At 69.1% G+C, this 14,293-nt stretch carries 16 protein-coding genes and 1 tRNA gene; 10 read left to right on the forward strand and 7 right to left on the reverse strand.

Annotation, left to right across the window (positions count from 1 at the left end):
* Nucleotides 1–14: 14 nt before the first annotated feature.
* A complete protein-coding gene (locus BJ968_RS11795; protein ID WP_179752037.1) occupies nt 15–482 on the reverse strand; it encodes a GNAT family N-acetyltransferase in 468 nt (155 codons plus the stop codon).
* The gene (locus BJ968_RS11800; RefSeq protein ID WP_179752039.1) at nt 479–1,582 is read right to left on the reverse strand and encodes a helix-turn-helix domain-containing protein; all 1,104 of its coding nucleotides are present in this window, start codon (nt 1,580–1,582) and stop codon (nt 479–481) included. Before BJ968_RS11800 ends, BJ968_RS11795 begins: the two co-directional genes overlap by 4 nt.
* A gap of 90 nt (nt 1,583–1,672) precedes the next feature.
* On the opposite strand from BJ968_RS11800, the gene BJ968_RS11805 reads away from it, so the two are divergent.
* The 8 genes from BJ968_RS11805 to BJ968_RS11840 all read left to right on the forward strand — a co-directional run bounded on the left by BJ968_RS11805 (nt 1,673) and on the right by BJ968_RS11840 (nt 7,385).
* Nucleotides 1,673–2,590: a proline dehydrogenase family protein gene (locus tag BJ968_RS11805; protein WP_179752041.1), complete on the forward strand. Its 918-nt coding sequence runs from the start codon at nt 1,673–1,675 to the stop codon at nt 2,588–2,590.
* A gap of 17 nt (nt 2,591–2,607) precedes the next feature.
* Nucleotides 2,608–4,233 carry an L-glutamate gamma-semialdehyde dehydrogenase gene (gene pruA, locus BJ968_RS11810; RefSeq protein ID WP_179752043.1) on the forward strand — a complete coding sequence of 542 codons (1,626 nt, stop codon included), beginning with the start codon at nt 2,608–2,610 and terminating at the stop codon, nt 4,231–4,233.
* A 32-nt stretch (nt 4,234–4,265) separates the two neighbouring features.
* Complete coding sequence (locus BJ968_RS11815; RefSeq protein ID WP_179752045.1) at nt 4,266–4,733, forward strand: phage holin family protein; 468 nt, start codon at nt 4,266–4,268, stop codon at nt 4,731–4,733.
* Entirely contained in the window at nt 4,730–5,008 is a 279-nt protein-coding gene (locus BJ968_RS11820; RefSeq protein ID WP_179752049.1) for a DUF3618 domain-containing protein, read from the forward strand. Before BJ968_RS11815 ends, BJ968_RS11820 begins: the two co-directional genes overlap by 4 nt.
* A 4-nt stretch (nt 5,009–5,012) precedes the next feature.
* The gene (locus BJ968_RS11825) at nt 5,013–5,282 is read left to right on the forward strand and encodes a DUF4235 domain-containing protein (protein ID WP_179752051.1); all 270 of its coding nucleotides are present in this window, start codon (nt 5,013–5,015) and stop codon (nt 5,280–5,282) included.
* A 430-nt stretch (nt 5,283–5,712) separates the two neighbouring features.
* Nucleotides 5,713–6,198 carry a RusA family crossover junction endodeoxyribonuclease gene (locus BJ968_RS11830; protein ID WP_179752053.1) on the forward strand — a complete coding sequence of 162 codons (486 nt, stop codon included), beginning with the start codon at nt 5,713–5,715 and terminating at the stop codon, nt 6,196–6,198.
* The gene (locus BJ968_RS11835) at nt 6,195–6,851 is read left to right on the forward strand and encodes a hypothetical protein (RefSeq protein WP_179752056.1); all 657 of its coding nucleotides are present in this window, start codon (nt 6,195–6,197) and stop codon (nt 6,849–6,851) included. The genes BJ968_RS11830 and BJ968_RS11835 overlap by 4 nt, the downstream gene beginning before the upstream one ends.
* A 303-nt stretch (nt 6,852–7,154) precedes the next feature.
* The gene (locus BJ968_RS11840) at nt 7,155–7,385 is read left to right on the forward strand and encodes an NUDIX hydrolase (RefSeq protein ID WP_179752058.1); all 231 of its coding nucleotides are present in this window, start codon (nt 7,155–7,157) and stop codon (nt 7,383–7,385) included.
* Between the two features lie 379 nt (nt 7,386–7,764).
* Here the strand turns inward: BJ968_RS11840 and BJ968_RS11845 are convergent, their stop codons facing one another.
* The 3 genes from BJ968_RS11845 to BJ968_RS11855 all read right to left on the reverse strand — a co-directional run bounded on the left by BJ968_RS11845 (nt 7,765) and on the right by BJ968_RS11855 (nt 11,105).
* The gene (locus BJ968_RS11845; RefSeq protein WP_179752060.1) at nt 7,765–8,922 is read right to left on the reverse strand and encodes a hypothetical protein; all 1,158 of its coding nucleotides are present in this window, start codon (nt 8,920–8,922) and stop codon (nt 7,765–7,767) included.
* On the reverse strand, nt 8,913–9,425 hold the full coding sequence (locus tag BJ968_RS11850) for a DUF4365 domain-containing protein (RefSeq protein ID WP_179752063.1): 513 nt from the start codon (nt 9,423–9,425) through the stop codon (nt 8,913–8,915). Before BJ968_RS11850 ends, BJ968_RS11845 begins: the two co-directional genes overlap by 10 nt.
* Nucleotides 9,426–10,067: 642 nt before the next feature.
* Nucleotides 10,068–11,105, reverse strand: coding sequence for an Atu2307/SP_0267 family LLM class monooxygenase (locus BJ968_RS11855; protein WP_179752066.1), 1,038 nt, complete (start codon nt 11,103–11,105; stop codon nt 10,068–10,070).
* A gap of 131 nt (nt 11,106–11,236) precedes the next feature.
* On the opposite strand from BJ968_RS11855, the gene soxR reads away from it, so the two are divergent.
* Together soxR and BJ968_RS11860 are read left to right on the forward strand one after the other, a co-directional pair.
* Nucleotides 11,237–11,857 carry a redox-sensitive transcriptional activator SoxR gene (gene soxR / locus BJ968_RS24580; protein WP_343077980.1) on the forward strand — a complete coding sequence of 207 codons (621 nt, stop codon included), beginning with the start codon at nt 11,237–11,239 and terminating at the stop codon, nt 11,855–11,857.
* 20 nt (nt 11,858–11,877) lie between these two features.
* Nucleotides 11,878–13,785 (forward strand): SpoIIE family protein phosphatase, encoded by a 1,908-nt coding sequence (locus BJ968_RS11860; protein WP_343078257.1) that lies wholly within the window; start codon nt 11,878–11,880, stop codon nt 13,783–13,785.
* Here BJ968_RS11860 and BJ968_RS11865 read toward each other — a convergent pair.
* Together BJ968_RS11865 and BJ968_RS11870 are read right to left on the reverse strand one after the other, a co-directional pair.
* Nucleotides 13,757–14,161 (reverse strand): hypothetical protein, encoded by a 405-nt coding sequence (locus BJ968_RS11865; RefSeq protein WP_179752070.1) that lies wholly within the window; start codon nt 14,159–14,161, stop codon nt 13,757–13,759. The genes BJ968_RS11860 and BJ968_RS11865 overlap by 29 nt on opposite strands.
* 51 nt (nt 14,162–14,212) lie before the next feature.
* Nucleotides 14,213–14,285, reverse strand: a tRNA-Gly gene (locus BJ968_RS11870).
* Nucleotides 14,286–14,293: the final 8 nt, after the last annotated feature.

Raw genomic sequence — 14,293 nt, forward strand, 5'->3', positions numbered from 1 at the left:
CGCCGGGGGCGGGGTCAGAGCAGGGGCCGCCGCAGCACCCGGCACCGCGCCCGGTGCTCGTACGTGGTCCCGTCCGGGCGCTCGGCCGTCCACGAGGCCACCGTCGTCCCGGCCCGCCGGTAGCCCAGCCGCTCGTAAAGCGCCAGCGCCCGGGGGTTGTCGACCTCGACCTCCAGCACCGCCCCGCGGGCCCCGCGCGCCCGGGCCCGCTCCTCCAGCGCCCGCACCAGCGCCGTGCCCAGGCCCCGCGACCGGTGGGCGGGGTGCACGACGAGCCCGAACAGCGCCCCCCGCCCCGGCTGCACCACCAGGTCCACCGCCCCGAACCCCCGGACCGCGCCGTCGACCACGGCCGCCAGGTGCTCCACGTCCGCGCCCCGCCCCAGGTCCGCCCGCAGCGCCCGCAGCAGCGTCGGGGACCCGGCCCACCTCAGGCCGGGCAGGTCCCCGGCGGTCAGCGGCCGGAACCGCGCGCCGGTCACGGCCCCGCGACCGGCGGGCGGCCCAGCACCAGCGCCAGGTGCAGCGCCGTCCGCTCCCGCCCGTCGTCCAGGTCGTACCCGCTGACCGCGCTGGCCCGGCGCAGCCGGTGGTACAGCGTCTGCCGGTGGATCGACAGCGCCTGCGCCGTGCGCTGCGCCGACCCCGCGAGGTCCAGGTAGGTCAGGACGGTGCCCGCCAGCTCGGGCTCGGCCAGCAGCCGGCGCGCGCGGTCGTCGACGACGACCGTCGCCGGGTCCCCGAGGGCCAGGAGCCGGTGCGCGCCGAGCCGCTCCCACTCGCGCACCCCCGCGCCCCCGGCCCGCACGGCGGCGTCCGCCTGCCGCCACCCGAGGTGCGCGGCCGGGGCCGCGACGACCCCGGACACCCCGACGGCCAGGCCGCCGGGGTGCTGGGACAGCAGCGCGGCCGCGGCGCGCTCGGCGACGTCGCGGCCCGCCAGCGGCTCGGGCACGACGAGCGCCGCGCGGTGCCCCACCGCGGCCACCAGCACCGACCGCGGCAGCAGCCAGCCGTTGACGACGCCCGTCGGGCCGCCGTCGGCCGGGGCCAGGGCGACGACCGTGACGGAGGGGGTGAGCAGCCCGTCGCGCTGCAGCTCCTCGACCGCGCGGGCCCGGGACCCGGCGTCGGTGGACAGCAGCTCCCCGACGGCCCAGGTGGTGCGGTCGGCGGTCCGCGCGCGGGTCGCCAGGTGCGCGGCGACCAGGTCGAGGGCCTCCTCGACGCGCTCGAGGTGGTCCACGCGCACCCGGCCGTGCGGGTCGAGCAGCCACAGGTACCCGTAGGTCACCCCGCGCCAGCGCACCGGCAGGCACCACCGGGACAGCCGCCCGGAGGCGGGGTCGCCGGGGATGCGCAGCGGCCCGGTCGCGCGGGCGATGCCGAACCCGTTGAACAGCTCCTGCACGACGGGGTCCGAGCGCCGGCGCAGGATCGAGCGGCGCCGCACGTCGTCGACGTCGTCGTCGTGGCCGGAGGAGGCCACGAGCAGCAGGTCCCGGTCCTCCAGCGTGACGGGTGCGCCGGTGAGCTCGGCGACGGTGTCCACGAGGTCCTGCACCTGGTCGGTGGGGTTCACCCGCGCATCATCCACCTGGATGACGGAACGGCGTGGACGTGTGACGTCCGTCGGTGGCTTCGGGGGCGCGCAGGGGCCTAGCGTCGAGGTGTGTTCGGACAACTCCTCCTCGGTGTCGCAGGCAACAGCGGTGTCCGCCGGCTCGTGACCGGCAGCACCCTCAGCCGCCCCGTCGTCGCCCGCTTCATCGCCGGCGACGACGTCGAGGCGGCCACTCAGGCCGTGCGCGACCTCACGCGCGACGGCATCGCCGTCACCCTCGACCGGCTCGGGGAGGACGTCACCGCCCCCGAGCAGGCCGACGAGACCGTCACCGGCTACACCCAGCTCCTCGACCGGCTCGCCGCCGAGGGCCTCGGGCGCGGCAACGAGATTTCGATCAAGCTCTCCGCCCTCGGGCAGGGCCTGGGTCCGGACGGCCCGCGCCGGGCCACCGAGCGCGCCCACCGCCTCGTCGAACGCGCCCACGCCCACGGCGTCGACGTGACGGTCGACATGGAGGACCACACCCGCGTCGAGGACACCCTGGAGACCGTGCGCACCCTGCGGGCGGACTTCCCCCGCACCGGGTGCGTCCTGCAGGCCATGCTGCGCCGCACCGAGGGCGACGCCCGCGACCTCGCCCACGCCGGGTCCCGCGTCCGCCTCGTCAAGGGCGCCTACAACGAGCCCCCCGAGGTCGCCTACCCCGCCAAGGCCGACGTCGACAAGGCGTACGTCCGCTGCCTGAAGGTCCTGCTCGACGGCGGCGCGTACCCGATGATCGCCACCCACGACCTGCGCATCACGGCCCTCGCCGAGGAGCTCCTCGCCTCCCGGCCCGTGGGCTCGGCGGAGTTCCAGATGCTCTACGGCATCCGCGCCGCCGACCAGAAGCGCCTCGCCGCCCGGCACACCATGCGCGTCTACATCCCCTACGGCACCGACTGGTACGGGTACTTCTCCCGCCGCCTGGCCGAGCGCCCCGCGAACCTCGCGTTCTTCGCCCGCTCCCTCGTCGCGGGCTGACCGGAAAGGAAACCGCCGTGCAATCCGTCACCGACGTCCCCGCCCCGCGGAACGAACCCGTCCACGGCTACGCGCCCGGCAGCCCCGAGCGCAAGCTGCTGACCGACGCCCTCGCCGAGCACGTCGCGCACCCCGTCGAGCTCACCCAGACCATCGGCGGCGAAGCCGTCCTGGGCGCGGGGGAGAAGCACGACGTCGTCCAGCCGCACCAGCACGCCAGCGTCCTGGGCACCTTCGGCACCGCCACCCGCGAGGACGCCCGCCGGGCCGCCGACGCGGCGCTCGCGGCCCGCCACGACTGGGCCGCGATGGACTACGACGACCGCGCCGCCGTGTTCCTGCGCGCCGCGGACCTGCTCGCCGGCCCGTGGCGGGAGAAGATCGCCGCCGCGACGATGCTGGGCCAGTCGAAGACGGCGCAGCAGGCCGAGATCGACGCCCCGTGCGAGCTGGTCGACTTCTGGCGCTGGAACGTGCACTTCGGCCGCCGCATCCTCGAGGAGCAGCCCGTCTCCAGCCCCGGCGTCTGGAACCGGCTGGACCACCGCCCGCTGGAGGGCTTCGTCTACGCGATCACGCCGTTCAACTTCACGGCCATCGCGGGGAACCTGCCCACCGCGCCCGCGCTCATGGGCAACACCGTCGTGTGGAAGCCGTCCCCGACGCAGACCCTCGCGGCCTGGCACACCATGAAGCTGCTGGAGGCGGCCGGGCTGCCCCCCGGCGTCATCAACCTGCTCACCGGTGACGGCAAGGACGTCTCGGAGGTCCTGCTCGCCGACCCGCACCTGGCGGGCATCCACTTCACCGGCTCCACCCCCACGTTCCAGCACCTGTGGCGGACCGTCGGGGAGAACATCGCGGGCTACCGCACCTACCCGCGCCTCGTGGGGGAGACCGGCGGCAAGGACTTCGTCCTGGCCCACCCCTCGGCCGACCCGGCGGTGCTCAGCACCGCGCTGACCCTGGGCGCGTTCGAGTACCAGGGGCAGAAGTGCTCCGCGGCCTCCCGCGCGTTCGTCCCCCGCTCGGTGTGGGAGGTCATGGGCAAGGAGTTCCTCGCCACCGTCGACTCCCTCACCTACGGCGACGTGACCGACCTGTCGAACTTCGGCGGCGCCGTCATCGACGCCCGCTCCTACGCCAAGAACGTCGCCGCGATCGAGCGGGCCAAGGCCACCGACGGCCTCACGATCGCCGCCGGGGGCACCTACGACGACTCCGAGGGGTACTTCGTGCGTCCGACCGTCGTCCTGGGCCAGGACCCGACCGACGACGCGTTCTGCACCGAGTACTTCGGGCCCTTCCTCGCCGTCCACGTCTACGAGGACCGCGACTGGCCGCAGGTGCTGCGCACCGTCGACTCCGGCGCCGCGTACGGCCTGACCGGCTCGATCATCGCGACCGACCGGGCGGCCGTGGCCGAGGCCTCGGAGGCACTGCGCTTCGCGGCGGGCAACTTCTACGTCAACGACAAGCCCACCGGCGCCGTCGTCGGGCAGCAGCCCTTCGGCGGGTCCCGCGCCTCCGGCACCAACGACAAGGCCGGCTCGATCTACAACCTGCAGCGCTGGACCAGCCCCCGCGCGGTCAAGGAGACGTTCGTGGCGCCCACCACGCACCGGTACCCGCACATGGGGTGATTGAAGATCCGCGGAGCGGGTAAGAGGACCTCATGTCTCAACCGACTGGGTCCACCCGGGCCGGCGACCTCACCGTCACGCACGGTCCCGGGCCGACGACATCGTCCGCGCCCCGCACCGACGCCAGCGTCGGTGAGCTCGTCAGCCAGCTGACCGAGCAGGTCTCGCACCTGGTCCGCGACGAGGTGCAGCTCGCCAAGATCGACCTCGCCGCCAAGGGCAAGAAGGCCGGCCTCGGGATCGGGATGTTCTCCGGGGCCGGTCTGCTGGCGTTCTTCGGCGTCGGGGCCCTGGTCACCACGGCGATCATCGCCCTCTCCCACGCCGTCACGGCGTGGCTGGCCGCGCTGATCGTCGCCGTGGTGCTCTTCGCGCTCGCCGGCGTCCTGGCCCTCATGGGCAAGAAGGAGGTCCAGCAGGCGACGCCGCCGACCCCGCAGGCGGCCGTCGAGGGGCTCAAGCAGGACGTCCAGGTCGTCAAGGAGGGCTTCAAGCGATGAGCGACAGCGTCCCCACCGACCGCGACGAGCTCGAGAAGGACATCGCGGCGACCCGCGAGCGACTGGCGAGCACGGCCGACGCCCTCGCGGCCAAGGCCGACGTGAAGGCCCAGGCCCAGGCCAAGGCCGAGGATCTCAAGCAGACCGCCCAGCAGAAGGTCCACGACGTCAGCGACAGCGCCCCCGGGACCCCCAAGCAGCAGACCGGCGTCCTCGTCGGCGCCATCGTCGTCGCGACGGCCCTGGCCATCTGGCTCGTCGTCCGCAAGCGGTGACGCGGTGAACGTCGCCAAGCTCGTCTACCGCCCCATCGGCCTGGCCTCCGGCGCCCTCGGCGGCGTCGTGGCCGGCGCCATCGTCAAGCAGGTGTGGCGCAAGGTCTCCGGCGAGGACGACGCCCCCGACGCCCTCCAGCACGAGTACCCGTGGAAGCAGGTGCTGCCCGCCGCGGCCCTGCAGGGCCTCGTGTTCGCCGTCGTGAAGGCCGCCTCCGACCGCGGCGGCGCGGTGCTCTTCGAGAAGCTCACGGGGTCCTGGCCGGGGGACTGATCCACAGTCCGCCTGTGGACAGTGTGGACAACCTTGTGGACAGGCGCTCGTGCTTGCTTCGGGACGAAGAGGCCGCAGGTTCAAATCCTGTCACCCCGACCAGCAAGACCGCAGGTCAGAGGCCCGGAACCGCGTGAGCGGGGCCGGGCCTCTGACGTTGTGAGTGACTGACTGCGTGGCTGTTATGCAGTGGAGCTTTCGGTTGGCTGTCGTCAGTCCACGTCGCGTACCTGCTTCATCTGCTTGTGTGGCACAGGACGGTCGGACGACGGGCCTCAAAATAGCCATGAGCAGGTCCGCAGAAGCAGTGACTATTTGGTACTCACCCGTTACGCTGAGTAGACGAAGGTTGCCGGCTGAAAGATGACGTTATGCTGCGACAAGCCGTCAGTATGTTGAGCCATTCTCTGACCGTATAGGATCGATTCTAGTGGCCACTGGCACGCCGGCTCCATTAAAAACCCCCCCGCTCCCGTGGGAGATATCAGTGCAGGGGCGGCCTACCTCACATCAAAGCAAAAACTCTACTGCGAGAGCTGCTTGGAAGGGGGCCGTTCAAAATGAAGCGGTTAAGAACTGGAACAACCAGGGTTGGCTAGTCATCACGATGCCCGTGCGTTTCACTATGGTGGTCTGCGATGCAGGAGTGAACGGAGATCTTGACAACAAAATCAAGAATACCTTAGACGGTTTGTGGGTTGGGCCACAAGATCCTTTAGCTGGTCAGTTACCGTTATACGATGATGATGCTGTTGAACAGATTGTTGTTGCTCGGCTCGACGTGGGGCAACAGTACAATCTGTCAAATGTTCCCCCTTTACTATACAAGACATTTACTGCTGCTGCCTTGAATGGAAGCCCTGCGGTCTACTTGAGACTGGACTCGCCGACGCGGATGGGAAGTTTCTTGATATGAGCACCTCTTTCAACCACGAACGTAGCACCGCCTCTGAGGTTGCCTTGGATCTGCAGAGAGAAGGATGGGCAGTAGTGGTTGAGCCGTCTCCCAAAGACTTGCCCCTAGGTTTGCAAAACTTTCATCCAGACCTTGTTGCTCGCAGGGGGGATGAAAACCTGATCATTGAGGTCAAAGGTGTGCAAGCAATACGACGCAATCCCGCATTGAAAGATCAGATTGATCAGATGTCTGCGGCAGTTGACCAATTGCCGAACTGGTCCTTTAGGCTTATGTGGCTCGGGGAAGAAGCGGAAAATACGCCGCTAGCTACTGCGCTGGATCGAGCAGAAAAAGCTGTAAGGATCTCGTCGATCAGCGTCGATGCCGGCCTATTACTAGTCTGGGCGGCGGTTGAGAGTGTTTTAACGAGAGCGGTAACTCAAGAAGATGCTTCTTTCAAAGATCGTCAACGCCCTCTGGTCGGCCCCCGTCTCTTGGAGAACGCATTTGACCTCGATTTGTTTGACAGTGAAACCTACCTGACTTTGTCCAGGGCACTCAAAACGCGCTCCAGGATTGCTCATGGCGGCGAAAGTAAAGAGCTCACATCTGACCTCGTGGAGTGGTTGGCAGAATGGGTCCGACGCTTCTCTATTCCTTCCAGTGGTTGAGAATAAATCCGCAGTAGTTGCTCCTGGTGGCTGAGATCCTACAATGCCAGATCCCCATGCTTCTTTGTTCCATCGCGCTTTGGCTCCTGGCGTGTTGTTTTTTCTAGCTTCTCTAGAAGGCAGATTATTACACGAGCGTATCTACACTATTTAGTAGATCCAACCCAAGTAAGCGCCGCTTAAAGAGGCGTACCTGCTTGCGCCTATTCTGTAATTGCTAGGTATTTTCAAAGATCCGATCCATATTTCAGCACTGGGACATCCCTGGCGGCTACGTGGAGCCAGGAGGGCCCCCTTGCCGCTGTGCGCCGTGAGGTCGTCGAAGATCTGGGGACCGAGCTATCCATCGCTGGACTGTTGCTTGTCGACTGGGCACCTGCACCCAAGGAGGGCGACGAGATTGGTACCACCGCGTCCCACAACCTAGCCGCCATCGACGACCTGATGCCCGACCGTCGCGTTCGGGCCGCCCTGGACGCTGCCCCGGGTCGCAGCGAGCACTACGCCGAACACAGCACCAGCACGCTGGCCTGATTCGGGCGCCCAGCGCAAGGTTTGCCGGCATCCGCGCCCCGTTATGAGAACTTTCTTTACTCCGTCAAGGCCGGCCGCTGCGCGACCGGCGCCCGGCTCGCGCCGCGCGTGCGGCGCAGGCGCCGTTCCCGGCGCGAGCCGGACCTAGTGACGAAATCGATTGGCTGAGCGGGTGGTACTAGGGGGCTCCCGCCCCCTGGACCCCCGGCCGCGCTGTACAGATCCGCGCATCCGTCTGTAGGGGGCACCATTCGTTGCGCGGATCCGCACACCGCAGCGAGAAGGTGGCTCCGCTGGAGTACGCGCGGTGGGAATGATCGGTGTCCCTGCGGATAGTATTCATCTCGACTCAGCGAACTATGTAGTTGGTCACCTGCCCTCAAGTGCTAGCGATGTCTGGGCGCACCTTGAAAGAATGCGCCGCCAGCATGCGCAGTCGATTTCCAGATCTTTTCACCTGGCCGGACGCCGATACGAACAACCCGTCATTATGAGCATTGATTGCCAACCTATAGTCTTCGTCTGCTACCGCAAGAGTCACGCGCCGCAACCGCTCGCTTTCATCATCTTCAAAAGTACCGGCAATTGTCACTTCACCGGGACCATCTGAAGCCTCTCGGTGCAGTCGCGTGACATTTCCAAGTATGGTGACGTCGTCTTGCAGTGCGCGCTCCCTAAGAATGCGCGCAGCCTCGGTCAAAACTTCAATATGCCGTTCTTCGAAGTGAATTGCGGGAGAAGCAGGTAGTGGCCTCGCGGAAGACCAGCGCGTTTCCAGTCGGAACCCGGTGGCTGCACTGCCTATACGCGATAGAGCCTCAAGCGAGTTGGCTGTAAGCCCATCTGCGACTGCATGGTCGAAGGCCTGCAGGTCATCTCCATCTAGCAATTGTGTAGCCGCCTTGTGGGCCAATCGTGCGTCTTTGGCCATGCGGTAGGAGGCGAGTCTTTCGAATGGGTCTTCTTCCGATGGCTCATTGCTCTCATGTAGGGCCAGCGTCTGCTGGCCGACCATAGGAGGCAGAGCAACGGTGACAGGCAAGACGAAGCTCCCTGGGCGCGTTTGAGCGACCTCGACGGCGCCCAGGAAGGCGGTGGCTGCATCGGGTCGTCTCGTCGCCTGTACGGGTCGGAAGGTATCGCTGGCCTCCGTGGTCGCGCAGGCCAGCGCCCAAGCCCGGATTCCCTGCGCTGACTCGATGAGGTCAACGACGGGCAGTGAGGCGCTGCTTTGAGTTTGGAGAGAGACGTTATGAACGTCTTTATCCACGGACAGAATATCTGCAACTAGTTCGGGGAGGCTCGACTCTTCGAAGTCCGCTACCTGTTGCAGTACGTCGCGCAATTGCCCAAGGTACCCACGCATTCCTCGTCTCAGGGGAAGAAGCACGCTGGCATTATCTCCTTGGGAGAGGACGACTACATTGCCGTACCTCTCGGACGGCGTCCAGCCCTTCATCTGCAGCACTTGCCTTGCGCGGCTTGGTTCAATACTGCTGAGGTAGGCGTCGTCAATAAAGGACGCGGTCATCGCCATTCCTCCACCTTTCGTGTGACAAGATTCTGCAAGGTCTCCGCGGACAGCGGATTGCTCAGCGGCACGTGAGCCGTTCGATATTTCGCACTATCGGCAACGGGTTCCTCGTTCATTAGCGAGACCCAGTATGCGAGATGATTGAGTTCGTAGTTCTCCTGGCGGAGCACCATGTACTCTTCAATATTTTTTGGCGTCTTGACAACAACAAGAATTCGCGGCACGGGAAACTCAATTCCCGGTTCTCCCACCAAGTCGTCATAATTTCTTGCCGGTAGTGAATAACTGATCGATTCATCAACAATGGAGGGCGCCGAATCGGACTTGATTTGCATATCGATTTGAGCGTGTCGGCGCCCATTTGGCGCTCGGCCGGGGTAATGCACGCTGAGGTCGGTGCCGTCGACGTCTAGATGCTTCTTGGACCAGGTAAGCCCCGCCGCGCAAGCCATCACCTGTATGAGCGCCTCGCCGTAGCTTCCTTGAGCTACGTTGTCGTTCAGCACGCGGCCAACCCCTCATGGTCAGGACCGATCTCCTCGGTGGGAGTCAACCTACGGGGATCCTCCGACGTCGCGTTGGACCCGAGCCCCGAGTGTCTATCGGTCACAAGACGCGCCTGAGCGACACTGCGACTCGCCGTCCCGAGTGCCGCTGAAGTCGTCCAGGCAATCTGGCGGGTCACGTCCAGCTGCGAGGCCACCTATAACCGCCATCGATGAGGGCGTATGCCGATGCACTCCTGCCATAGACAGCGCAGGCTGTCGGTGGCGTCCTGATGCTCATCGACATGAGCCTCCCGTGCCCGATGCATGCCAGTCACCCCGGCAATATGGAGGCGTCGAGGGTGCTTCGCAGCTTAGCGATAGGCATAGTGGAGACCGAGTCGAGGCCCTCACTTAGGGGCCGGCGGGGCTTCGCACGCTGCTGTCGTTGACGCACGAGCGAGTGTCTATCTGCGTGACAACGGACTCGGACGACTAGGGACGCCTATGGGTTGAGCTGGAGGCGGCAGTAGGGAAAACGAGACGGTCTGGGTGCTCCTGCGAAGCTTCGGAACGAAGAGGCCGCAGCGCCGAGGTTCGGATCGTTGTGACAACGCTGCCGATCATCGCGAGCGTTGTCACAACGATCCGAACCCGCGAGCGTCAGCCGAGTTCCTTGCGCACCAGCGGCGCGACCTCGGTCCCCAGCAGCTCCACGGCCTTCATGACGTCCGCGTGCGGCATCGTCCCGGCGGACAGGTGCAGCATGAACCGGTCGATCCCCAGGTGCTCGTGCTGGAAGAGGATCTTCTCGGCGACCTCCTCGGGGGAGCCGACGAGCAGCGCGCCGCGGCGGGAGCGGGCCGCCTCGTAGGAGGTGTGCGAGAAGTGCCCCCAGCCGCGTTCGCGCCCGAGCTGGTTCATGACGGCCTGGTAGGGCTTGAAGTGGACGGCTTCGGCCTGGGCGGTGGTGGGGGCGACGAACCCGTGGGAGTGGGTGGCGACGCGCAGCACCGACTCGTCGTGCCCGGCCTTGCGCCCGGCCTGCCGGTAGAGGTCGACGAGGGGCGCGAACTGCTCGGGCATCCCGCCGATGATCGCCAGCGCCAGCGGCAGGCCGAGGGTCCCGGCGCGCACGACGGACTGGGGGTTGCCGCCGACGGCGATCCAGACGGGCAGGGGCTGCTGCACGGGCAGCGGGAAGACGCCGAGGCCGGCGATGGCGGCGCGGTGCTTGCCGCCGGCCCAGGTGACCTTCGCGGGGTTGTCGCGGATGGCCAGCAGCAGGTCCAGCTTCTCGGCGAACAGCTCGTCGTAGTCGCCGAGGTCGTAGCCGAAGAGCGGGAAGGACTCGATGAAGGAGCCGCGGCCGGCCATGATCTCGGCGCGGCCGTCGGAGAGGCCGTCGAGGGTCGCGAACTGCTGGAAGACGCGGACGGGGTCGTCGGAGGAGAGGACGGTGACGGCGGTGGACAGCCGGATGCGGCTGGTCCGGGTGGCGGCCGCGGCGAGGACGACGGCGGGGGCGGAGGCGGCGTAGTCGGGGCGGTGGTGCTCCCCGAGGCCGTAGACGTCGAGGCCGACCTGGTCGGCGAGCTCGATCTCCTCGACGACCTCCTTGAGCCGCTCGGCGTGGGAGAGGGTGGTCCCGCTGTCCGGGTAGGGCGTCGTCTCCGCGAACGCGCTGATGCCGATCTCCACGACGAACCCCTGGTGCTCTCGGTCGGATATGTTGAAGCCTCAACGATACGCCACCGGCCCACGCCGGTCCAGCCCCCGGCACCTGACCCCGGCAGGACCACCCCGCCGGGCGGGGACGGCACGATGGGCCCGTGAGCGCCCGCGACGACCTCCTGAGCATCGGCGCCGTGGCCGCGCGCGCCGGCCTGTCCGTCCCCGCCCTGCGCTACTACGAGGAGCGCGGCCTGCTCACCGCCGTCTGCGACGCCGGCGGCCGCCGCCGCTTCCCCCGCCACGTCCTGCGCCGCCTGGCCGTCATCGCCGCCGGTCAGCGCGTCGGCCTGTCGCTGGCCGACATCGGCGACGCCCTCGCCACCCTGCCCACCGACCGCGCCCCCTCGGCGCGCGAGTGGGCCCGCGTCGGCACCGTCTGGCAGGAGCTCCTCGACGCCCGCCTGCGCGAGCTGCAGGCCCTGCGGACCTCCCTGGACGGCTGCATCGGGTGCGGGTGCCTGTCGCTGGCCCGCTGCACCCTGCTGAACTCCGGCGACACCGCCGCCGGCAGGGCACCGGCTCCCGCTGGCTGCGCGCGGCCGAGAGCGCGCCGCGCTGAGCGATCACCACTAGGTTCGTGCCCGTGGTGGCGCGTCTCCCGTTCGGGACCGAGGAGGACCTCCGGCGCGCCTACGAGGAGGTCGACTGGGCCTCCACCTCCCTCGGCCACCCCACCACCTGGCCCGGGGCGCTGCGCCGCGTCCTGGAACTGGCCCTAGAGACCCGGTTCGCCATCGTCATCTGCTGGGGCCCGGACCTGACGATGGTCTACAACCAGCCCTACGCCGAGATGATCCCCGGCAAGCACCCGCAGGCGCTGGGCCGCCCCGTCAGCGAGGTGTTCCCCGAGGCGTGGGACGACCTCGAACCGTTGTTCGCCCAGGCCCTGACGGGGGAGGCGGTGTGGTTCGAGGACCTGCCCCTCGTGCTGGACCTGCGCGGCCACCTCGAGGAGACGTTCTTCACCTTCTCCTACTCCCCGGTCCGCGACGACGACGGGCGCATCGCCGGCGTCATGGACATCGCCGTCGAGACCACCCGCCAGGTCCAGGACCACCGGCGCCTGGAGCTGCTCACCCGGCTCGGCGACCTCGCCTCGGAGCTGGCGCCCCCCGCCGAGCTGGCCGGCAAGGCCCTCGACGTGCTGGCCACCGCCCCGCTGGACCTGCCCGCCGCCGACCTGCAGCTGCCCGGCCAGACCCCGCGGCTGCCCCCGCCCCCCGCGCCGCTGCGACCGCGCGAGGTGCTCGTGCGCGAGCAGCCCGACGGCGGCCCGCTCGCCTGGGTCCGCGTCCCCGCCGCCCTCGGCGGGGAGTCCCCCGGCGTCCTGGCCGCGCGCCTGAGCGACCTCGTCCCCGTCGACGCCGCGTACCGCGACTTCCTGCGCCTGGTCGCCGCGACCGTCGGCGACGCCCTGTCCGCCGCCGCCTCCTACGAGGCCGAGCGCCGCCGCGCGGACCTGCAGCAGTGGCAGGCCCAGCGCCTGGCCGGGCTCGTCGCCGTCGCCCAGGCCCTGCCCTCGGTCGACACCGAGGCCGACGTCCTGCGCGTCCTGGGCCGCGGCGCCGCCGCCCTCCTCGGGGCCGACGGCATCGTCCTCGGCGTGCTGGAGGAGGGCGCGGTCCGCGTCCTCGGCGATGCGCAGGACCCCGCCGTCGGCGCCCTGGACGCCGCCCTCAACGGCACCGCCGTCCTCGACGACGGCGACTCCCGCACCGCCGCGTGGCCGCTGTGGGTCTCCGACCGCGTCGTCGGCGCCCTCGGCCTGTCCTGGCGCAGCCCCCGCCGGCTGTCCGCCGAGGACACCGACGTCCTCACCGCCCTCGCGGCCTCCACCGCCCAGGCCCTGGACCGCGTCCGCGCCACCCAGGCCGAGCGGGCCGCCGCCACCGCCGTGCGCGCCATGGCCGAGACCCTGCAGCGCAGCCTGCTGACCGCCGCGCCGCAACCGGACCACCTCGAGATCGCCGTCCGCTACCTGCCCGCCGCCGAGCACGCCCAGGTCGGCGGCGACTGGCACGACGCCTTCCTCACCGCCGCCGGCACCGCCTGCCTCGTCATCGGCGACGTCACCGGCCACGACCAGGACGCCGCCGCCGCCATGGGGCAGGTCCGCAACCTGCTGCGCGGCATCGGCTACTCCCTGGAGGTGTCCCCGGCCGCGGCGCTCGCGGCCCTGGACCGCGCCATGCGCGACCTCGGCGTGGGGGCCCTGGCGACGGGCGTCCTGGCCACCGTCGAACCCCTGGAGGGTTCCTCGCACTGGCGGCTGCGCTGGTCGAACGCGGGCCACCCGCCGCCGCTGGTCGTCTCCCCCGACGGGGCCGTGGAGATGCTGCGCACGAGCCCGGACCTGCTGCTGGGGCTGGAGGCCGGGTTCCCGCGCGCCGACCACGTGCACGGCCTGCCGCCGGGGGCGACGGTCCTGCTGTTCACCGACGGGCTCGTCGAGCGCCGCGGCGCCGGCCTCGACGACGGGCTGGCGTGGCTGGCCGAGACGGCGACGGGATTCGCGGGCATGTCCCCGGCGGAGATCTGCGACCACGTGCTGGGCCTCGTGGCCGGTCACGCCGAGGACGACGTGGCCGTCCTGGCCGTGCGGGTGCGGCCCGAGCCGCTCACCGACCTCGTCGTCGTCCCGTCCTGAGGCGCGGCCGCGGCGGGGGCGCGGCGTACCCGCCGTCGGCCAGCCCGGCCCAGCGCTCGAAGACGTTGCGGTGCGGCAGGTTGCGCGTCAGGAGGGCGTTCAGCCCGTAGAGGGCCAGGAAGGGGACCGTCCCGAGCAGGGCGTACTGGTCGGCGTGCCGCAGCTCGTGGCGCCGGCGCACGGGGCCGCCCAGGTCGCCGTGCAGCCAGACGTTCCCGACGGTGGTGCCGCCGCGGCCGTAGGTGCCGCGCGGCATCCCCGAGGCCTCGACGAACAGGTCGCCGCCGACGGTGAGGGTGGCGCCGTGGTGGCGCGCCCAGACCAGGGCCAGGGCGCTGACGGGGAGGTTGCGTGCGGCCCGGTAGAGGACCCACACCCCCCGAACGCGAAAGTACCGTCGGCCCACGGGGCCGACGGTACTCCACAGAGCGGACGACGAGACTCGAACTCGCGACCCTAACCTTGGCAAGGTTATGCGCTACCAACTGCGCTACGTCCGCAACGTGCG

Origin of the sequence: Kineococcus aurantiacus, assembly GCF_013409345.1 — a bacterium.
In the GTDB taxonomy this organism is placed as follows: domain Bacteria; phylum Actinomycetota; class Actinomycetes; order Actinomycetales; family Kineococcaceae; genus Kineococcus; species Kineococcus aurantiacus.